The following is a 19,538-nucleotide window of genomic DNA, read 5'->3' as shown; positions in this document are numbered from 1 at the left end:
TCGGGGCTAATTATTGATGGCGATGATCGCCCAATGGCTCTCCTCGCAGGCGTTGCCGTCGCAGACCGCGCCCATCCAGACGGCGCCGTTGGCGAGCATGACGCCGTCGCTGTTGACGAAGAGGTCCTGATATTGCTGATGGCCGACGGCGCGGCGGGTCTCCGACGTCACCAGATCATCGAAATTCTCGATGAAATCCTCGGCGTTCTCGACATCATAGGTCTCGCCATTGGCCTTGACGGTTAGCGGATATTCGGCAAGGCCGGCGACGGTCTCGGCATCGCCGGAGCGCATCGCAAGAACGAGCTGGCGCAGCGGCCGGTCGAAGCCCGCGGCATCGCCGTGCAGCTCTTCGATGCGATTATAGACCTCGTTGTCCGACTGCGCGGCGGCGCGACCGGTGAAGGGCGTCGCGGCGAGGAGCATCGCTCCGGCCAGGAGAAGGGCAGCAGAAAGGCGCGACATAGAGGCTCCGGCAAGTAGGGTTCCGCAACATTATGCAGTCCCCGCAGCGTCTCCGCCTATCCAATTCTGGTGCGGTGCCGGGCTTTCCCGTATAAAAATCTGCCGAGCCCGCTTGACGGCTCGATCGGTTTGCCGCATAAAGCTCACGAACCGTACCGTACGGTACGTACATGGGAGCCCTGATCTTGTCTGTCGATACTGCAGAGCCGAGCGAATTTTCGCCGCGCCAGAACGCCGTTCTGGAGCAGGCGCTGCGGTTGCTCGTCGATGGCGGCGAGAAGGCGCTGACGACCTCGGGTGTGGCGCGCGCCGCCAATTGCTCCAAGGAAAGCCTCTACAAGTGGTTCGGCGACCGCGACGGATTGCTGTCGGCGATGATTGCCTATCAGGCGAGCAAGGTGCGCACCTTCGAGCGCAATGGTGAGCGGCTGACGGCGGCGAGCCTGCACGACCATGTGGTCATTTTCGCGCGCGACCTGCTTGAGGTGCTGGCCGGTGATGTCTCGCTGGCGCTGAACCGGCTGGCGATCGGCCAGTCGAACCGCGACGGCTCGAAGCTCGGCAAGCTGCTGCTGGAGCGCGGCCGCCGGCAGATCGACCGCCGCGCCATGGCGCTGATCGACGCCGGCAAGAGGGCAGGGCTGCTGCGGTTTTCCGATGCCGACGAAGCTTATCACACGCTTTACGGCCTGGTTGTTTCCGACCTGCATGTGCGCATGCTACTCGGAGAGCCCGGCCTCAAGGATACCGCGCGCCAGGCGGAGAGGGCGGTGACCGCCTTCCTCCGGCTTTACGGCACGGAGAAGGTATTGGCGGAAATGCCGGTTCTCGGCTGATTTCGCCTTAATGACAGTCAACATGACAAGCACAAGGGAAGGAACTTCAAATGCGCGTCTATTACGATCGTGATGCCGATCTCAACCTCATCAAGGCCAAGAAGGTCGTCGTCATCGGCTACGGTTCGCAGGGCCGTGCCCATGCGCTGAACCTCAAGGACAGCGGCGCCCAGAACCTCGTCATCGCCCTCAAGGCCGGTTCGCCCACGGTCAAGAAGGCCGAAGCCGATGGCTTCAAGGTCATGACGGTTGCCGAAGCCGCCGGCTGGGCCGACCTGATGATGATGGCGACGCCGGACGAGCTGCAGGCCGACATCTACAAGGCCGACATCGCGCCGAACATCCGCGACGGCGCAGCCATCGCCTTTGCTCACGGCCTCAACGTTCACTTCGGCTTGATCGAGCCGAAGGCTTCGGTCGACGTCGTCATGATCGCGCCGAAGGGCCCGGGCCACACCGTTCGCGGCGAATACCAAAAGGGCGGCGGCGTTCCCTGCCTCGTGGCCGTTCACCAGAATGCGTCCGGCAATGCGCTTGAACTCGCTCTCTCCTACGCCTGCGGCGTCGGCGGCGGCCGTTCGGGCATCATCGAAACCAACTTCCGCGAAGAGTGCGAAACCGACCTCTTCGGCGAACAGGTCGTTCTCTGCGGCGGTCTCGTCGAGCTGATCCGCGCCGGTTTCGAAACGCTCACCGAAGCTGGCTATGCGCCTGAAATGGCCTACTTCGAGTGCCTGCACGAAGTGAAGCTGATCGTCGACCTGATCTATGAAGGCGGCATCGCCAACATGAACTACTCGATCTCCAACACGGCCGAGTGGGGCGAATACGTCACCGGTCCGCGCATCATCACCGAAGAAACCAAGGCCGAGATGAAGCGCGTCCTCAAGGACATCCAGACCGGCAAGTTCACCTCCGAATGGATGCAGGAATACCGCTCCGGTGCTGCCCGCTTCAAGGGCATCCGCCGCAACAACGACAGCCACCAGATCGAGGAAGTCGGCGCCAAGCTGCGCGGCATGATGCCCTGGATCGGCAAGAACAAGCTGGTCGACAAGTCCGTGAACTAAGCAGTTCCGATGAATTAAACACAAGAGGCCGGAGTGAAAGCTCCGGCCTCTATCGTTTTGCGCTCACAGTGATCCACCGTGTCGGTTTGCCGTCATAGCCGCCGCCGTCGTGTTCGGCGATGGCGAGGTTGCGCCAGCCGTCTTTGGTCAGAAGCTGTGACAGCCATTCGGCGGAAGGGTAGTTGTAGTAGCGCCCAAAGCCGTCACGGCCTTCCGCTTCGCCCGCCTTGAAGCTTGCATGGAGGCGGCCGCCGATTTTCAGCGCCCGGCGGATGCGGGCGAAGACATCGGGCAACTCATGCCTCGGGACATGGAGAAGGCTCGCATGCGCCCAGACGCCGTTGAAGGCGCTGTCGGCGTCGAGCTCCTGGAACCGCATGACCTTCACCGGCCTGCCGATCAGCGCTTCCGCCTGTCTGGCGAGCTCGGCCGAGCCATCCGTCGGTGTCACATCGAAACCCTGCGACAGCATGTAGGCGCTGTCCTGGCCGCCACCGCAGCCGAGTTCGAGGATTGCGCCATCCGGTGTTATACCGGCGAGGAAGGCATCGAGCTGCCGCTTCGGCAGGCTGCGCGCCCGGTTGGCGTATGTCTCGGCGTTTTCTTCATAAAAGGTGGAGGTGCTGTCACGAGGCATGCGGGTCGGCCGTTGGGGAGTGTCGTTTGGATTGAAGATGTCTTTCGGGAAGCCGGTCGGCGCCGATGATGTCGATGACGAGGATGCCGTCCGGTATTTCGCGGTAGAAGGCGACGTGGCGCATGTGGAGGAGGCGGCGGAGGCCGGAGCCAAGTTCGTCGCACTCGTCTCCCATGGAGGGCACGCGCGAAAGAAGCACGAAAATCCTGTCCCAATCGAGAAGATAGGCATCCGCCTGCGCCTCGCCGAAATGCAGGCTGGCATATTCGTCGATGCCCGACAAAATGGCGTCTGCGGTTCGGGTCAGCCTATAGGTGGTCACGCAGCTTCGCCTTTGTTTCCATCAGAATATCGGCAATGCGCCGGTCGCTGATGCCGCTTTCCTCAGCCAGCCTCAGAATCTCGCGTACTTCTTCGTCATCGAGCTTGCGGTGGTTCTGATCCTTCAGGACGAGTTCCGCCAGATAGGCGCCGGCACCGCTATATCCGCCGCCTGCAACACGGCGTGCGACGTAGTCCGCCAGATCATCCGGGAGAGAGATCGTCATTTTCGCCATTGAATTCAGTGCCGTCCGTGCATGCCGGTTTCGGCGTCCCCGACGCCAGATCACCATTTCCCGCTTTATGATAGAAGCGTTATGCGCCGCCGTCGAACACTTGGGTCACATCAAGGTCAGTCTTTTTATCGATATGGACGACCCGCTCGAAATCCTTGAAATCGGCGTCGCAGGTCAGAATATCCGCATCATGGTGCTCGGCTGTCTCCGCGGCACGGTGGGCAAGCATCGTGTCGGAGGCACCACCATGCATATCGCGGTATAGGCTTGCTCCGGCGAGGGCGGAATATATCTCTGCCCCGACGGCTTTGCGGGCGACGGAGAGCGGCGCCCACCCTGTCGGTTGACGCCGCCGTTTGCGTGGAACGTCCGAAGGTCAGGCCGGGATCAGGCGTGTCCAGCCATGCTCATCGTTCGTTACGCCCTTCTGCAGACTGACGAGCTGCTGGCGCAGTTCGCTGGTCAACTTGCCGGTCTGTCCGTCTCCGACCAGAAACTCGCCGCCGGCATGTCGAACCAGGCCGATGCCCGCCAGGACTGCGGCAGTGCCGCAAGCGAACGCTTCGACGAGCCTGCCGCTGGCAGCGTCGTCTTGCCATTCCGCGAACGAGTAGGGACGCTGCTCGACGCGCAAGCCTCTTTCCTCGGCGAGCACGATCACGGAAGCCCGGGTGATGCCCGGCAGGATCGTGCCGCCAAGGGGCGGGGTCACCACCGATCCATCGTTCATCACGAAGAAGACGTTCATGCCGCCGAGTTCTTCGACCCAGCGATGCTCTGCGGCATCAAGGAAGACGACCTGATCACAACCCTTCTTCGTCGCCTCGGCTTGCGCCACGAGGCTGGCTGCGTAGTTTCCGCCGCATTTTGCGGCACCCGTGCCGCCGGCGGCTGCCCGGGTATATTCGGTCTCGACCCATAGGGAGACCGCCTTTGCGCCGCCCTTGAAGTAGGCTCCGACCGGAGAGGCGATGATGCAGAAGACATATTCCTGAGCCGGACGAACGCCGAGAAACGCCTCGTTGGCGAACATGAAGGGACGAAGGTAGAGGCTAGCGTCGCCTGTGGGTATCCAGGCCTTGTCGACGCGGACCAGTTCTTCGACCGCCTTCAGGAAGAGTTCTTCGGGCACCGGAGGCATCGCCATGCGGGTCGCCGACTGCGCGAAGCGGCGTGCGTTCTCTTCAGGCCGAAAGAGCAGAATCCGGCCATCGTCCGCCTTGTAGGCTTTCATGCCCTCGAAGATTTCCTGAGCATAGTGCAGCACGGCGCTCGCAGGATCTAGTTCCAGGGGCCGCCGGGGCGTAACCTTTGCATCGTGCCAGCCCTTCTCGGCAGTCCAGCGTGCCAGAACCATATGATCTGTGAAGAGCTTGCCGAAGCCGGGCGCCTCCAGTGCCTGAATACGATCAGCGTCCGATACGGGAGACTTGTGGAGTTCGATTTTGATTTCAGGAGAGGCCGACGTCACGGTCATTGCTGGCACCTTGATAGTAAATTGAATAGTGGCGGCGACACTACCGCCGCCGAGCTGGTCTTGGAAAGGTCTGAATCAGCCGGTTTCGATTTTGATCAGAGGAATAATCCTTTGCTGTGGCTGCCGTCGAGCAGCAAATTCGCAACCGAGCGTCTTCGATATCGGACGGCGTCTACATCAAGTGAAATCCCGAACATCCAAAACCTTGGAGGATAAGATTTCCCACATGTCACCGCGACAAGAAAATAGGTCAGTATTATTGACATAATTTCCGCCGCGTGGTTTGTCGGCTGTCTAGAAAAAAATACGAGGAAACTCCATGCTGAACTGGGACACCATGTTTGCATCGCGCTCGTCGCGCATGCGCGCATCCGAAATTCGCGAGCTCCTGAAGCTTCTCGACCGGCCCGACATCATCTCCTTCGCCGGCGGCATTCCGGATCCGGCGCTGTTTCCTGATCGCGAGTTCAAGAAGGCCTATGCCGATATCTTCGATGGCGCTGCCGTCAATTCCGCGCTGCAATATTCGGTCAGTGAAGGCTACAAGCCGCTGCGCGAGTGGCTGGTCCGGCAGATGGGCGATCTCGGCGTCCCCTGCGACCTCGACAATGTCTTCATCGTCTCCGGCTCGCAGCAAGGCCTCGATTATCTCGGCAAGCTGTTCCTCTCGCCGAACGATACGGCGCTGGTGACCTGGCCGACCTATCTCGGCGCATTGCAGGCCTTCAATGCCTATGAACCGGCCTACGATCAGCTGACGCCGAACGGCAACCGGACGCCTGAGTCCTACCGTGCGGCCGCAGCGGCAGCCGGCGGCAAGGTGAAGTTCGCCTATCTCTCCGCCGATTTCTCCAATCCGACCGGCGAAACGGTCGATCTCGATGGCCGCCGGAAGGTTTTAGCGCTGGCCGAAGAGCTCGACATTGCCGTCATCGAAGACGCGGCCTATCAGTCGCTACGCTACGACGGCGACCCGATCCCGCCGATCCTGGCGCTGGAGATCGCCGAAAAGGGCCATATCAACGATACGCGCACGATCTATTGCGGCAGCTTCTCGAAGACGCTGGCGCCCGGCCTTCGCGTCGGTTTCATCGTCGCCAATGCGCCTGTCATCCGCAAGCTGGTGCTGATGAAGCAGGCCGCCGACCTGCATTCCTCGACGATCAACCAAATGGCGATATCAGACGTTGCGGATCGGGGCTTTGACGCACAGGTCGCCAAGATCAAGGCCGCTTATATGAAGCGCCGCAACTGCATGCTGGCAGCACTCGAAAAATATATGCCCGAAGGCACGAGCTGGACGAAGCCGGAAGGCGGCATGTTCATCTGGATCACGCTGCCGGAAGGTATGGACGGCGCCAAGCTTTTGGCGAAATCGCTGGAAACCGTCAAGGTCGCCTTCGTCCCCGGCAAGGCCTTTTTCGCCGACGGCTCCGGCGCCAACACTTGCCGCCTCAGCTTCTCCTGCGCCAACGAGCAGATGATCGAGGATGGCATTGGTCGGCTGGGCGCACTGATCTCGGCGGAGATCGGCGGCTGATTGTCGTAGGTTAGGCGAGACGTTGCCACGAGTCCCTTCTCCCCAGCGGGGAGAAGATGCCGGTAGGCAGATGAGGGGGTGAGCGGCACAGCCGCGAGTGCACTGTGCGTAAGCGAAGGCAAGCAAAGGCGTGCCGTGTGGCCCCCTCATCCGACCCTTCGGGCCACCTTCTCCCCGCTGGGGAGAAGAGGGAGCAAGCCAGAGCGCCAATCAGAAGATCGTCGTTTCGCTCTTGCCGCAGTCGATGCGGTTGGCTACGGCGCCGTCAGGGTCACCTATCGCTCTAGATGCGGGCCGAACAGTTCGAGATCGGCTTCACCAAGCCTGTCGCTCGCGGTGTTCAGCTGGTGCCAGTAGGGATAGATCACCGGCGGCAGGCTGACGGCGTCGAGGCGTTTGCGCTCCTCGTCCGTGAGCTTCAGTTCGGCGGCGGCGATGTTGTCGCGGAACTGGGCTTCGGTGCGGCCGCCGATGATGACCGAGGTCACCGCCTTGCGGCCGATCAGCCAGGCGAGCGCCACTTGAGCGGCCGAGACGCCGCGTTCCTTTCCGATCGCCACCAGCGTCTCGACGATGTTCCAGAGGCGGTTCTCGTCGCGGATCGGCGGTTCGGTCCAGCCGGCGAACTGGCGCGTGCCTTCGGGCGCGGCCTGGTTGCGGCGGTGTTTGCCCGAGAGCAGGCCGCCGGCAAGCGGGCTCCAGACCAGCACGCCGAGGCCCTGGTCGATCGAGATCGGCAGTAACTCGTATTCGGCGTCGCGGGCCTCCAGGGTATAGTGGATCTGCTGGCTGACGAAGCGCTGGTAGCGGTGCTCGTTGGCGATGCCGAGCGCCTTCATGATGTGCCAGCCGGAATAGTTCGAGCAGCCGACGTAACGCACCTTGCCCTGCTTGATCAGCGTGTCCAAGGCTTCCATCGTCTCTTCGAGCGGGGTCTGGCCGTCCCATTCATGCACCTGATAGAGATCGATGACATCGGTCTTCAGGCGTTTGAGGCTCGCTTCGCATTCCCGGATCAGGTGGTAGCGCGACAGGCCCTGGTCGTTTGGACCGTCACCCATGCCGAAACGGGCCTTGGTGGCGAGCAGCACGCCTTGTGGCCGCTTGCCGGAGAGCACATCGCCGATGATATTTTCGCATTCGCCGTTGGAATAGGCATTGGCAGTGTCGATGAGATTGATGCCGGCATCGATGCAGATATCGATCATCTTGCGCGCCTCGGAGACGCCGAGGTCCCCGACGGTCTTGGCCCATCCGACGCCGCCGAAGGTCATCGTGCCCATGGTCAATGTGGAGATTTTCAGGCCGGAACGGCCGAGCGAACGATATTCCATTAAAACTCCTCCTTCATCGAAATGTGCCTGATCGAAACGTCAATGACGTACCGCAAAGCGGCCCGATGGCAAATGGCGGGACGTTCACGCCTGCGTGAAGCGCTTGGCCTGCTGGAGCTTACGCTTTCAATTACGTCCAGGCGAGGATGATCAAACGGTCTGCTTCTCAAGGTGCGGACACGATCGACCGGCTTTGCCACATGGTCGCGAGCGGCCTCGGCAGCTGCGGCGCCCTGTCACATCTCTGTCAACGACCCCTAATAAGGGAGGGGTGACGCAATCCCGAGGACCCTTCCGATGAAAACGATCGTTTCCGCCGCCCTTGTCGCCGCGAGCCTCTTCGCCATCCCGGCTTCGGCCGCAAACCTCGTTCTCTATATCAGCCAGCCGAACGAAGACGCGCAGGCGACGGTCGATGGCTTCATGGCCGCCAATCCCGATATCAAGGTCGACTGGGTGCGCGACGGCACGCCGAAGATCATCGCCAAGCTTCAGGCCGAGATCCAGGCCGGCAACCCGGTCGCCGACATCCTGCTGATCGCCGACATGGTAACGCTGGAGCGCCTGAAGGAAGACGGCAAGCTGCTGGCCTACAAGTCGCCGGAGGCCGCACAGTACGACGCCGCCCTTTATGACGCCGACGGCTACTATTACTCGACCAAGCTGATCACCACCGGCATCATGTACAACACTTCGGCCGGTATGAAGCCGACAAGCTGGAAGGACCTGACCAAGCCGGAAGCCAAGGGCCTCGTCACCATGCCGAGCCCGCTCGCTTCGGGCGCGGCCCTCATCCACGCTCAGACGCTTGCCGCCGTTCCCGGCCTCGGCTGGGATTTCTACAAGTCTCTTGCCGAAAACGGTGCGATCGCCGCCGGCGGCAACGGCGCCGTCTTGAAGTCGGTTGCCTCGGGCGAAAAGGCTTACGGCATGGTCGTCGATTACCTGCCGATCCGCGAGAAGGCCAAGGGCGCTCCGGTCGAGTTCGTCTTCCCGAGCGAAGGCGTTTCGGCCGTCACCGAGCCGGTCGGCATCCTGGCGAGCAGCAAGAATGCCGAGGCCGCCAAGAAGTTCGTCGATTACGTGCTCTCTGAAAAGGGGCAGGAGGGCTTCCTGAAGCTCGGCTATATTCCGGCCCGCAACGGCATGAAGGTTCCGGAAGGCTTCCCGGCGCGCGACACCATCAAGGTCCTGCCGATCAATGCCGCAGATGCGCTCAAGAATAGCGATCAGGATCTGAAGACCTTCTCGGGCATCTACGGCTCGAACTGATCCTTCCATGCACGGCTATGTCAGAACCGGAAACAGCCAGCCCGCCTGGCTATTTCCCTTTGTCGTCATCACCGTCCTGATCCTCAGCGTGCTGCCGCTCGCCCGCCTCGCCATGGTCGGTATCGCGGCCTTCGCCAATGGCGGCGTGATCGATGTGCTGAGCGCGCCGTCGCTTTGGTCGGCGACCTACTACACCATCGTCACATCGGTTCTTGGCACAATGATCTCGCTCGTCATCGGCTGCCTCTTCGCCTTCCTGCTGACGCTGACCGATATTCGCGGCAAGGGCCCGCTCAGCTTCTTCTTCGTGCTGCCGATGATGATCCCGCCGCAGGTGACGGCGCTGGCCTGGGTACAGATGTCGGGGCCATCAAGCCCGCTACTGAAGGCGCTCGCAATCGCTCCGCCGCTCGGCTCGCCGCAGCCGCTCTATTCGGTCGGCGGGATCGCGCTGCTCTATGGCGTACAGCATGCGCCGCTGGTCTATCTTGCGCTTCGGGCCGGGCTGATGACGCTGCCACGCGATGGCGTCGAGGCCGCAAGGCTGTCCGGCGCCTCCAGCTTCCGGGTCTTCCGCGATATTATCCTGCCTCTGTCGCTGCCCGGCATCATCGCAGGCGCAGCGATTTCCTTCGTCTCCTGCACCGGCAATTTCGGCATTCCCGCCATTCTCGGCATTCCGGCCTCGATCTTCACATTGCCGACTCTGATCTTTACCAAGTTTTCCGCCTTCACCAGCCGCACCTTCGGTGATGTCGCCGTTCTGTCGGCAATCATCGCTATGATCTCGGTGGCTGGCTTGATGATCCAGGACCGGGCGCTCAGAGGCCGCGATTACCGCGTCATCGGGTTGTCGGGGGCGAGTGCCGCCTTCGAGCTCGGCGCCTGGCGGTTTCTCTTCACGCCGGTCCTCTGGGCAATCCTGTTCTTCATGCTCGCCGCGCCCTTCTTCGCGCTCGTCGCCGGCGCACTGGTTCCGGCCTACGGCGTGCCGCTCAACTTCAAGACCATGTCGCTGCATGCCTTCGAGGAGATCCTCTTCCGGCAGGCGGTGACGCGCACCGCTTTCGTCAACTCGATCTCGCTTGCGGGCGCCACCGCCGCTTGTCTCCTGGTGGTGACCGTGCTTGCGGCCTATATGCTGACGCGGCGGAAGGATGCGGCTTCCCGCATCATTGCGAGCCTGATCGAGATACCCTATTCGCTTCCCGGCATCGTCATGGCTGTTGCCTTCATCCTGGTCTTCGCCGCACCCATCCCGCTCCTGCACGTGTCGCTCTACGGCACGATCTGGATCATCCTGATTGCCTATTTCTCCTCCTTTTTCGCCGTCAGCCTGAAGCCGGTCGTCAGCGCCTTTCACCAGCTCGACCCGGCGCTGGAGGAGGCAGCACGGCTTTCCGGTGCCGGCTTCTTCCGGCGGCTTTTCGATATCATCGTGCCGCTGATTGCGCCGGCTGCCGGCGCTTCCGTCATCCTCGTCTTCCTGATTGCCTGCAACGAGCTGACGATTTCGGCGCTGCTCTGGTCGGCCGGCACCCAGACGCTCGGTGTCGCAATCTATAATCTCGACGATAGCGGCAGCTCCGACTTTGCCTCGGCGCTGTCGGTGCTCGTCGTCCTGATGGTGGTCGTCATGATGCTGCTCCTTGAACTCCTGGCGAAACGCCTGCCGAAAGGGGTGGTCCCATGGCGCAACTGATCCTCAACCGGCTGGCCAAGGATTTCGGCACCGGACGAGCGGCCGTCAGCGATTTCTCGCTCGATGTGCGCGAGGGCGGCTTCCTGGCGCTGCTCGGGCCTTCCGGTTGCGGCAAGACGACGGTACTGCGGATGATCGCCGGTTTCGAGACGCCCTCCGACGGCTCGATCCATCTCGGCGAGCGGCTACTGGCCGATGCCGCCCAGGCGCTGCCGCCTGACAAGCGCAACATGGCGATGGTGTTCCAATCCTATGCACTCTGGCCGCATATGAGTGTTGCCGACAATGTCGGATACCCCTTGAAGGTACGCGGCATTTCGGGCGAGGCTTACCGGGCGAAGATCGGCGAGGCGCTCTCCACCGTCTGGCTTGCCGATTACGCCGAGCGGCGTCCGGCCGACCTTTCCGGCGGCCAGCGCCAGCGCGTGGCGCTCGCCCGCTGCCTGGTGACATCGCCCGACGTTGTGCTGCTCGACGAGCCGCTCGCCAATCTCGACCGGCACCTGAAACAGGAGATGGAAGAAACCTTCCGCGAGTTCCACCAGCGCTCGGGCGCGACGATGATCTACGTCACCCATGACCAGAGCGAGGCGATGGCGCTCGCGACCGACGTCGCCGTCATGTCTGAAGGCCGCCTGCTGCAGGTGGCGCCGCCGGCCGAAATCTATGCCCGGCCGGAGGGCCGCATCGTCGGCGGCCTGATCGGACGCGGGGCGATCCTGAGGCTGCCGGTGATGGGCGGCGAACGCCATCTGGAGTGGGACGAACTGCAGGATGCGCTAGAGGCGGCCAATACCGATGGCGCCGATATTCTGGTGCGGCCGGAAGACGTGATTATCGGCGGCGAGGGGACTCCGGCAATTGTCGAAACCGTTCTCTTCGAAGGAGAACGTTATGCCGTCAAACTCACGCTTGGCAACGGCCAGACGCTGCGCGCCTTCAGCCGCGTTGCTGTCGTGCCCGGCGAGGCGGTGCGTGTCGTGATCCGCGTCGGCTGGCGGCTTTGATCGAGGAAAGCTCGACTTTCATAGTGAGCCAGGCTGAAGCTCGATAATATAAGATTGAAAATTGCGGTTATCTTCTTTCGAATCGTGCAAAAGTTGAATATCTCTTCTGACTTCGATCTAGCCATCCACGATGTAAGGCAAACGGCTAAGTTATTGCGAGCGCAGTGGACCAAGCAAAGACTGCGCGATAATCAGTCTACTAAGGGACCATATTTGCATGCCAATTCAAGTAAGGCGTATTCGATCCGTTTTCGTGCTTTCGGCCGTTCTTTTGAGTGCCGCGAGCGTGCTTCAGGGATGCCCATCTTTAGAGCGGCAGAAACGGGACGGCGAATGGAAAACTCGAACGTTTAAGCCAAGTGAATTACATGGCAGTTCGAGCAATGGGAGTTCGTCGAGCAGTCCTGATGGCGGGCACAGCCAACCTCACGACGGCGCCACCTCAAGTCCGCCCAGCCATATTTAGGGCGTAGAGGGCATTTGTCCGCATATTTCTTCGCCCCGCCGTCTTTTACTCGTGCGATTGCCGGATAAGGTACTGCCCGCAACCGGACCTTCGCCATGTCGCTTCGCCTCGCCACCTTCAACGTCGAAAATCTGCTGACCCGATTCGATTTCACCGGCTTCCGCAACCAGCTGCGCCAGGACCGAGTCATCAAGCTTTTCGATGTGTCGAGCGAGGGCGTCTATCAGCAGCTCGAGCAGGCGCGGGTGATCGCCGCCACCGATGATACGAGACAGATGACCGCGCTGGCGATCGCCGATGCGGATGCCGATATCCTCTGCCTGCAGGAAATCGACAATATGGCCGCGCTTCAGGCCTTCGAATACGGCTATCTCTTCCGCATGGTCGGAAACGGCTATCGGCAGAAATATCTGGTCGAGGGCAATGACAGCCGCGGCATCGATGTCGCCGTGTTGATGCGCGAGGAAACCCGTGACGGCCAGAAGATCGAGGTCAAGGATGTCAGAAGCCATGCGATGACGACCTATCGCGATCTCGATCTCTTCGACGAGGAGCTGGCGCTCACCAACCGCATCGACGACAAGATCTTCAAGCGCGACTGCCTGGAACTCGATCTGCTGATCGGCGGCCGGCCGTTCCTGCTCTACGTCGTGCATTTCAAATCGATGGGCAATCCGCGCGACGGGCTGGACGGGCGGCAATCGACGATGCCGATCCGCCGCGCCGAGGCGCGCGCCGTGCGCCGCATTATCGAGGAACGCTTCGGCGCCGGTCACGCAGGCAAGAAAAGCTTCGCCATCTGCGGCGACATGAACGATTACCAGGAGCGCGTCGATGTCATCGGCCGACGCCGAACCGGCTATCGTTTCGAACATCACGACGAGAGCGAGAGCGCGCTCGATGTTTTCAGCCATGACGGCTTTGCCGAAAATGTAGTGCGCCGCCGCGCGGCCCTCGACCGCTGGACGCTCTATCATGCGCGCGGGCCGCAGGAGCAGTGGCTCTGCCAGCTCGATTATCTCTGGCTTTCGCCGGAGCTCGCCGCCCATAATGCCGGCCGCCTGCCGGAAATTATCCGCAACGGCCAACCCTACCGCACCGTCTTTCCGCCAGGCCAGGAGGTGGAGCGGTATCCACGCACTGGCTGGGACCGGCCGAAGGCATCCGATCACTGCCCCGTCGTCATGACACTGGATCTCCCCTGAAAGCGAACATGAAAACCAATTTGAAGATGAATTTTGCAAACAGCGATTTCTCCGATGATTTCGCCGGCTGGCCGCCGGAAGCGACGGTTTTCCCGATCGCCGGCGTCGACCTGCGTGTGCTGCCCGGCGCCCATCCCTTCGTCATCGCCGAGGAAGCGGCGATCCGCGACAATTGGGCCAAGGAAACCGCTGCCAACCCGGCGCTGTTCGACGGCCGCCTGGTGTTCCAGCAGCGGCTGTCGTTCAGCGAAGACGGGATTGCGGGCGAGGGCTATGTTACGCCCTTTTCCGCTTTCATGTGGTGGCGCCGGCAGCCGCAGCGCCAGGGCGGCCTGCATATCTTTGCCTATCCGGTGCTCGAAAGCGCCGATGGCGCGCTGGTGGCGATCCGCATGGGCGCCCATACCGCCAATCCCGGCCAGGTCTATTTCGCCGCCGGATCGCTGGAGCAGGAGGATATCGTCGACGGGCGCTGCGACATCGAGGCCAATATGCGCCGCGAAGTCCACGAGGAGACCGGCCTCGACCTTTCCGATTCCGTGGCAGGGCAGGAGCTCTATGCCAGCCATTCCAGACGCACGGTAGCGCTCATGCGGCTCTTCCGCTTCGACATGACGGCGGCCGAGATGGTGAAGCGGATCGAGGCCCACATGCTGGTCGCCGAGGACAAGGAGATCGCCGGTGCGGTGGCGATCCGCTCGGCCGACCCCTCGGCCCATCCTTATAATATCGCCATGCTGCCGGTGATTAGCTGGTATTTCGGCAAGGCGGGCGCGTAAGAGGCACGAGGGCGGAAGGCCAACCTCGTCCTTCGAGGCCACTTCGGGGACGGATGAGGTTGGAGAGAAGTGCGGTATTCTCCAACGTCCCATACTGAGGCTTGCAGGCCGAAGGCCGGAGCCTCGAAGGACAGGCTCCAGTTTGGCTCCTTGCATCCATCTGACTTAGCGCCTTGCACTCGGCCGTTTGGTCGGGCAGGTTGGCGGCGCGATGACCGATTCAAGGAGGCCGATGTGGCGCGAAGCTACAGCGTCTATGACGTGTTCACCGATCGAAAGCTTGCGGGCAACCCGCTGGCGGTGATCTTCGACGGAGACGATCTCAGCGACGAGGCGATGCAGGCGATCACCCGAGAGATTAATCTCTCCGAGACGGTGTTCGTGCAGCCTTCGAGCAATCCCGCCTATGCGGCGAAGCTCAGGATCTTCACGCCCGGGCGCGAGCTGCCGTTTGCCGGCCATCCGACGGTCGGCACGGCGGTAGCGCTGGCCGAGCGGGCGCATGGCGCGTCGACGCTCGATCTCGTGACGGTGCTTGAGGAAAATGTCGGGCCGGTGCGCTGCGCGGTGCGGCTGCGGGAGGGCGAGGCGAGTTTTGCCGAATTCGACCTGCCGCGGAAATCACAGCCGGCCATCATGCCGCTCGACAAGCTCGGCATGGCCGATGCGCTGTCGCTGAAGGTGACCGAGATCGGCTTCGAAAATCACGTGCCGTCGGTCTGGAGCGCCGGCGTTCCCTTCCTGCTCATTCCGGTGCACGATGTCGGAGCCGCGCAGCGGGTGGAATTCGATCCGCAGCTTTGGGAAAAGATCGTGCCCTTCGTCGAGGGTGCGCTTGCTTCGGCCTATGTCTATTGCCGCGGCGGCGTCAATCACGTGGCGAAGTTCCATGCGCGTATGTTTGCAAGCGGCATGGGGATCGTCGAAGATCCGGCCACCGGCTCGGCGGCGGCCGCACTTTCCGGCGCAATCCACCATTTCGACCGGCTGACGGACGGGCATCACCCGATCATGATCGAGCAGGGCGTCGAGATGGGCCGGCCATCCTTCATTCACCTGCATATCGATGTCGACGGCGGGGCGATCTCCAATGCCCGGATCGGCGGCCAGGCCGTGCGGCTGGCGAGCGGCACGCTCGACCTTTGATTTCATCGGAACGCCGCGCGTCCGACAGACGCGTGGCCCTCTATCACGTTGAATCTGCGCCTAATCCTTGCCGAAACTCGATTGCGGTTTGCCGGCTTATGTCCTGCATTTCAGCCATGCCGAAAAATCTTCGCGATTAACCAAAGAAATTTCGCCGATGCGCTGGACAAGCCTGCCGATCCTGTTTATACGCCCCGTCACACCGCGCAGCCAAGCGCGGACGGGTGATTAGCTCAGTTGGTAGAGCAGCTGACTCTTAATCAGCGGGTCGTAGGTTCGAGCCCTACATCACCCACCAAATTCTCAATTTGATGTGCAGGCTGCGGCGCGTAAAGAGGGCATCAAAACCCCTCGCGCGACATGGCATAAGCGCTCTTTTCCACGCATACTTCTCGCGATGGCCGACGGATGGACGGAGACAGCTCGTTCCTCGGACCTGTTCGGATGCGGCGCTGTCCTGGCGATCAGCCGACCGGCATGGCTTTAATGGCAGGGACGCCGGGATCTCGTTCGGGACGTTCGCGGGGGCGCCGTCTTCTCTACGGCAACGCTTTGTGCGTATATTTGCTGCTCGGCTGAGCACACCACGCCGCAACGGGCTGCGGTTGGTGCAAAGAATTCTGACATTGCCAAACCGGCGGATACATTCTTCGTGAGCGTTACAAGGTACTTGTTGATCTTGCCGCTGATGGCCGTCATCGCCTACATGGCGTTCGTCAGTCTGGTCTATCTTTCTCAGCGCGCCCTGCTTTATCCCGGAGCCGGCGTCACGCCTGTTCCGGAGAACACAAGTTGGGGCGAGACGGTCCACATCAAGACGCCGGACGGAGAGATGCTTCAAGGATTGTACAGCCAGGGCGGCAGCGACAAGCCCTGCGTGCTCCTGTTTTTCGGAAACGGTGACCGCGTCGACAATTACGCGTTTCTCGCACGGGCGCTGGCCGAGCGGAGCATCGGATTGCTGGCGATTTCTTATCGCGGCTATCCCGGATCGACCGGCTCACCCAGTGAGCACGGGCTGCTGACAGATGGTCTCGCAGCGTTCGACTGGCTTTCGGCACGCGCCGGAAGCAAGATCGTTGTGCTGGGCCGGTCACTTGGCACCGGCGTCGCTGTGAATACGGCCGGGCAGCGGCCGGCTGCGGGCGTCATTCTCGTCTCTCCGTACCTGTCGGTTCTCTCGGTCGCGCAGACGCGTTATCCGTTCCTCCCGGTCGAGCTTCTCCTCAAGGATCCCTTTCGCTCGGACCTCAACATAGGCAAAGTAAATCAGCCGAAGTTGTTCCTTCATGGCCGGCTTGATGACAGCATCCCGCTTTCGTCGGGACAGGCGTTGTACCGCATCGCACCTGAGCCCAAGCGCATGTTGATTTATGATGGCGTGGGTCACAACGATATCTTGAACGATAGCATGGTCGGGGACGTGATCCGTTTTGTGGAAGCGTTGAAAGGAAACGCGTCCTAAACCGTCACGGACAGGTGCGGTTTCCGGAGCATGCTGAGACGCGACGAAATTTCAGCGGCAAGCGGCAAAACAGCGTTGTCCGTGAGCGGGTCTCATAAGAAGGGACATTGTCTCGCAATCTCTCCGCGTGGTCGCCATCTCCAAATTTCGCGAAAGATCGATACATTTTGCAGTTGAGCCGGATATTCAGGCCCGGCGGAAACTGTTTGATAAACGGGCGGTGTCGTTCATATCGTCAGCAAGGCTCGCCGCATCGACCACCACGCCCTATCTCCCTCTCACAAACCGAGGGTTCCATGAGAAGCTTCATCGTAATTGTCGCATTGTCTCTGCCGCTGCCGGCCTTTGCCGCTGGGGCGAAGGAGGTCAAGGCCAGCGCGTATAGCTGCGGCGAGCTTGCGCAGATCATCCGTCAGAATAAAAAGGTCTTTGTCCGCGTCGGCTTCGGCGGCCGTAGTTTCCGCTATCCGCCGGCGCAATGCAGCATGGGCGACAAGCGCACCAGCACGAGTTTCCGCGATGCTCAAGGCAAGCAGTGCATTCTCGATTATGCCTGCGTCTACGACCCCGCGTCGCCCTATAATTTTCCATAGAGCGGGATGATCTTTGGTCGCAACGTCCTCCCACATTCAGGAGTTTTCATGAAAAGCATTGTTCTGGCGGCTGCGCTGCTGTTTCCCTCCGCAGCCCTTGCCGTCGAGGCGGTGGAGGTCAACGCCAGGGATCATAGTTGCGAGGCGCTTGCACAGATCATCCGCAAAGACAAAGCAGTGTTCGTGCGCATGGGCTTTGGCGGCCGCAGCTTTCGCTATCCGCCGGCCAGGTGCAATCTCGGCGACAAGTACGACACGGCAAGGATCAGGGATGCCAACGGCAAGATCTGCCTTCTCGACTACGAGTGTGTGTACGACCCCCAGTCCTTCTATAATCGCATCCCGAAGTAACAGCCGATCAGCGCGGCCGCTCAGGTCTCAAGCGCCGACTTCGATTCATCGATGATGAGGTCAAGAAAAAAGGCCGGGCGAAACTCGCACCGACCCTTCCTCAATCTGTCTCGATAACGGCTGCCAGTACCTCCGTGGTCAGCCGTCAGAGACAAATTCAATGTCTCTAATATAATCGCGATTTGACGATGTTCAAGAGCCCACGGCAGAAAAGGAAGCCGGTGCTGACCGGCTTCCTTTGGCGCTTACTGCTGGGCAGGGGCAGCCGGCGGAGTGGCCGGTGCTGGTGCCGGTGCGGGCGTTGCGCTGTTGTCGGTCGGGGCGATCGGCTTGGCCGGTGCCGGCGCCGGTTCTGATTGAGTCGTGGAGGCTGTCGTATCCGGGGATGTGCCGGGGGTGCTCCACTGCGAATAGGCGAATGCAGCGACAGCGATCACGGCCAATGCAGCGACCCAGACAACCCACGTATTATTGCTGCGCGCGCTCGGCGTGGTGCGCAGATCCAGATTAGGGTTCAGCGGGCGGTTTGGATCGTTGGCATTATTGGGGTCGTACGTCATGGTACTTTCTCCTCTTTCGGTGAAGGAAGAATGCGGAAGTGCGCATTTTGTTCCGTGAGGGCGCCGGGAAGCGGTTGATATCAGGGGTTTTCGGGCTGCAACCGACCCGAATGGGCTGCGCGTCTCTGTTCCCTTCAAGCGCCGTCTTGACACGATGGGGTCTGTTTGCGCATGATTTTGCCATGGGGTTGCGATCACCCCACGAGGCGCCATGCTGAAGAATCGCGTCCACTATTGCCGATCAACGGAGGGACGCGTCATGCCGTCATTTCTGGAAATTTCTGCCGACAAACTCAGCCGCCTCATCGGAACCCCGGGTGCGCCTCGCATTATCGATGTCCGCACTCAGGAGGACTTCGGGCTCGATCCGCGCCTGGTTCCGGGCTCGGTCCGGCTCGACCATGCCGAAGTCGCGTCCTGGGTGGGCAGCGTCGATGCCGATGCCGTCGTTGTGGTCTGTCAAAAAGGCAGCAAGCTCAGCCACGGTGTGGCCGCCTATCTGCGCCATGCCGGGATCGCTGCCGAGAGTCTCGAAGGCGGCTTCGAAGCCTGGATTGCTGGGGGAGCGGCGGTGCCTGAGGAAAAGCTGCCGGGCCGCGACGCGAAGGGACGCACCGTCTGGGTGACGCGGGCGCGGCCGAAGATCGACCGCATCGCCTGTCCCTGGCTGATCCGGCGCTTCGTCGATCCGAACGCCGTCTTCCTGTTCGTGCCGGCGCCCGAGGTTTTAACGGTCGGCGAGCGTTTCGGGGCGGTGCCCTTCGATATCGAAGGGGTGTTCTGGAGCCATCGCGGCGAACTCTGTACCTTCGACGTGATGGTCGAGGAATTCGGCCTGGCTTCGGAGCCGCTCCTTCGTCTGGCGCGGATCGTCAGGGCGGCGGATACCGCAAGGCTCGATCTCGCGCCCGAGGCGCCTGGGCTGCTTGCCGCATCGCTCGGCCTGTCGCGCATGTATTCCGACGATCTGGAGCAACTCGAAGCCGGAATGCTTCTCTATGATGCCTTCTTCCGCTGGTGCCGGGACGCGACCGAGGAAACCCACAACTGGCCCAATCCGAAGAAGAGGGCATGAG

21 protein-coding genes and 1 tRNA gene are annotated in these 19,538 nt (G+C 61.5%); 14 read left to right on the top strand and 8 right to left on the bottom strand.

What is annotated here, in order from left to right; all coding sequences use genetic code 11:
* Nucleotides 1-6 precede the first annotated feature (6 nt).
* Nucleotides 7-465: a hypothetical protein gene (locus AMK05_RS14190; RefSeq protein WP_064839392.1), complete on the bottom strand. Its 459-nt coding sequence runs from the start codon at nt 463-465 to the stop codon at nt 7-9.
* Between the two features lie 170 nt (nt 466-635).
* Here AMK05_RS14190 and AMK05_RS14185 point away from each other — a divergent pair, with 170 nt between their 5' ends.
* Both AMK05_RS14185 and ilvC read left to right on the top strand, forming a co-directional pair.
* A complete protein-coding gene (locus AMK05_RS14185) occupies nt 636-1,301 on the top strand; it encodes a TetR/AcrR family transcriptional regulator (RefSeq protein WP_064839389.1) in 666 nt (221 codons plus the stop codon).
* Between the two features lie 50 nt (nt 1,302-1,351).
* Complete coding sequence (ilvC, locus tag AMK05_RS14180) at nt 1,352-2,371, top strand: ketol-acid reductoisomerase (protein ID WP_064839388.1); 1,020 nt, start codon at nt 1,352-1,354, stop codon at nt 2,369-2,371.
* Between the two features lie 49 nt (nt 2,372-2,420).
* Here ilvC and AMK05_RS14175 read toward each other — a convergent pair whose 3' ends face one another.
* From AMK05_RS14175 to AMK05_RS14160, 5 genes are all read right to left on the bottom strand, one after another.
* Nucleotides 2,421-3,008 (bottom strand): class I SAM-dependent methyltransferase, encoded by a 588-nt coding sequence (locus AMK05_RS14175; RefSeq protein WP_064839386.1) that lies wholly within the window; start codon nt 3,006-3,008, stop codon nt 2,421-2,423.
* Nucleotides 2,998-3,330 (bottom strand): type II toxin-antitoxin system RelE/ParE family toxin, encoded by a 333-nt coding sequence (locus AMK05_RS14170; protein ID WP_064839384.1) that lies wholly within the window; start codon nt 3,328-3,330, stop codon nt 2,998-3,000. Before AMK05_RS14170 ends, AMK05_RS14175 begins: the two co-directional genes overlap by 11 nt.
* The gene (locus AMK05_RS14165) at nt 3,317-3,565 is read right to left on the bottom strand and encodes a hypothetical protein (protein WP_064839382.1); all 249 of its coding nucleotides are present in this window, start codon (nt 3,563-3,565) and stop codon (nt 3,317-3,319) included. The genes AMK05_RS14170 and AMK05_RS14165 overlap by 14 nt, the downstream gene beginning before the upstream one ends.
* Before the next feature lie 79 nt (nt 3,566-3,644).
* Nucleotides 3,645-3,794, bottom strand: coding sequence for a hypothetical protein (locus AMK05_RS34565; protein ID WP_237352105.1), 150 nt, complete (start codon nt 3,792-3,794; stop codon nt 3,645-3,647).
* Nucleotides 3,795-3,941: 147 nt separating this feature from the next.
* Nucleotides 3,942-5,042 carry a branched-chain amino acid aminotransferase gene (locus AMK05_RS14160; RefSeq protein ID WP_064839380.1) on the bottom strand — a complete coding sequence of 367 codons (1,101 nt, stop codon included), beginning with the start codon at nt 5,040-5,042 and terminating at the stop codon, nt 3,942-3,944.
* Between the two features lie 319 nt (nt 5,043-5,361).
* On the opposite strand from AMK05_RS14160, the gene AMK05_RS14155 reads away from it, so the two are divergent.
* Entirely contained in the window at nt 5,362-6,582 is a 1,221-nt protein-coding gene (locus AMK05_RS14155) for an aminotransferase-like domain-containing protein (RefSeq protein WP_064839378.1), read from the top strand.
* A 275-nt stretch (nt 6,583-6,857) separates the two neighbouring features.
* Here the strand turns inward: AMK05_RS14155 and AMK05_RS14150 are convergent, their stop codons facing one another.
* Nucleotides 6,858-7,916, bottom strand: a complete 1,059-nt coding sequence (locus AMK05_RS14150) for an aldo/keto reductase (protein WP_064839376.1) — start codon at nt 7,914-7,916, stop codon at nt 6,858-6,860.
* A gap of 297 nt (nt 7,917-8,213) precedes the next feature.
* Here AMK05_RS14150 and AMK05_RS14145 point away from each other — a divergent pair, with 297 nt between their 5' ends.
* From AMK05_RS14145 to AMK05_RS14100, 10 genes are all read left to right on the top strand, one after another.
* Nucleotides 8,214-9,188, top strand: coding sequence for an ABC transporter substrate-binding protein (locus AMK05_RS14145; RefSeq protein ID WP_064839374.1), 975 nt, complete (start codon nt 8,214-8,216; stop codon nt 9,186-9,188).
* A 7-nt stretch (nt 9,189-9,195) separates the two neighbouring features.
* Nucleotides 9,196-10,890 carry an ABC transporter permease gene (locus AMK05_RS14140; protein WP_064839372.1) on the top strand — a complete coding sequence of 565 codons (1,695 nt, stop codon included), beginning with the start codon at nt 9,196-9,198 and terminating at the stop codon, nt 10,888-10,890.
* Nucleotides 10,878-11,897: an ABC transporter ATP-binding protein gene (locus AMK05_RS14135; protein ID WP_064839370.1), complete on the top strand. Its 1,020-nt coding sequence runs from the start codon at nt 10,878-10,880 to the stop codon at nt 11,895-11,897. The genes AMK05_RS14140 and AMK05_RS14135 overlap by 13 nt, the downstream gene beginning before the upstream one ends.
* A gap of 561 nt (nt 11,898-12,458) precedes the next feature.
* The gene (locus tag AMK05_RS14130; protein ID WP_064839368.1) at nt 12,459-13,568 is read left to right on the top strand and encodes an endonuclease/exonuclease/phosphatase family protein; all 1,110 of its coding nucleotides are present in this window, start codon (nt 12,459-12,461) and stop codon (nt 13,566-13,568) included.
* An 8-nt stretch (nt 13,569-13,576) separates the two neighbouring features.
* Nucleotides 13,577-14,347, top strand: coding sequence for a hypothetical protein (locus tag AMK05_RS14125; RefSeq protein ID WP_064839366.1), 771 nt, complete (start codon nt 13,577-13,579; stop codon nt 14,345-14,347).
* A gap of 234 nt (nt 14,348-14,581) precedes the next feature.
* Complete coding sequence (locus AMK05_RS14120; protein ID WP_049733535.1) at nt 14,582-15,493, top strand: PhzF family phenazine biosynthesis protein; 912 nt, start codon at nt 14,582-14,584, stop codon at nt 15,491-15,493.
* Nucleotides 15,494-15,715: 222 nt separating this feature from the next.
* A tRNA-Lys gene (locus AMK05_RS14115) sits at nt 15,716-15,791 on the top strand.
* A gap of 354 nt (nt 15,792-16,145) precedes the next feature.
* On the top strand, nt 16,146-16,958 hold the full coding sequence (locus tag AMK05_RS14110; RefSeq protein WP_064839364.1) for an alpha/beta hydrolase: 813 nt from the start codon (nt 16,146-16,148) through the stop codon (nt 16,956-16,958).
* Between the two features lie 296 nt (nt 16,959-17,254).
* Entirely contained in the window at nt 17,255-17,551 is a 297-nt protein-coding gene (locus AMK05_RS14105; RefSeq protein ID WP_064839362.1) for a hypothetical protein, read from the top strand.
* Nucleotides 17,552-17,599: 48 nt separating this feature from the next.
* Entirely contained in the window at nt 17,600-17,902 is a 303-nt protein-coding gene (locus AMK05_RS14100) for a hypothetical protein (RefSeq protein WP_064839360.1), read from the top strand.
* A gap of 245 nt (nt 17,903-18,147) precedes the next feature.
* Here the strand turns inward: AMK05_RS14100 and AMK05_RS14095 are convergent, their stop codons facing one another.
* Nucleotides 18,148-18,462: a hypothetical protein gene (locus AMK05_RS14095; protein ID WP_064839359.1), complete on the bottom strand. Its 315-nt coding sequence runs from the start codon at nt 18,460-18,462 to the stop codon at nt 18,148-18,150.
* Between the two features lie 259 nt (nt 18,463-18,721).
* Between AMK05_RS14095 and AMK05_RS14090 the strand changes: the two genes are divergently transcribed.
* Nucleotides 18,722-19,537: a chromate resistance protein ChrB domain-containing protein gene (locus AMK05_RS14090; RefSeq protein WP_064839357.1), complete on the top strand. Its 816-nt coding sequence runs from the start codon at nt 18,722-18,724 to the stop codon at nt 19,535-19,537.
* The last annotated feature ends 1 nt before the right edge of the window (nt 19,538 follow it).

This window comes from Rhizobium sp. N324, from assembly GCF_001664485.1.
Taxonomy (GTDB): domain Bacteria; phylum Pseudomonadota; class Alphaproteobacteria; order Rhizobiales; family Rhizobiaceae; genus Rhizobium.
Note: the sequence above shows the minus strand (reverse complement) of the source record. Positions and strands in the feature narration are given on the sequence as shown.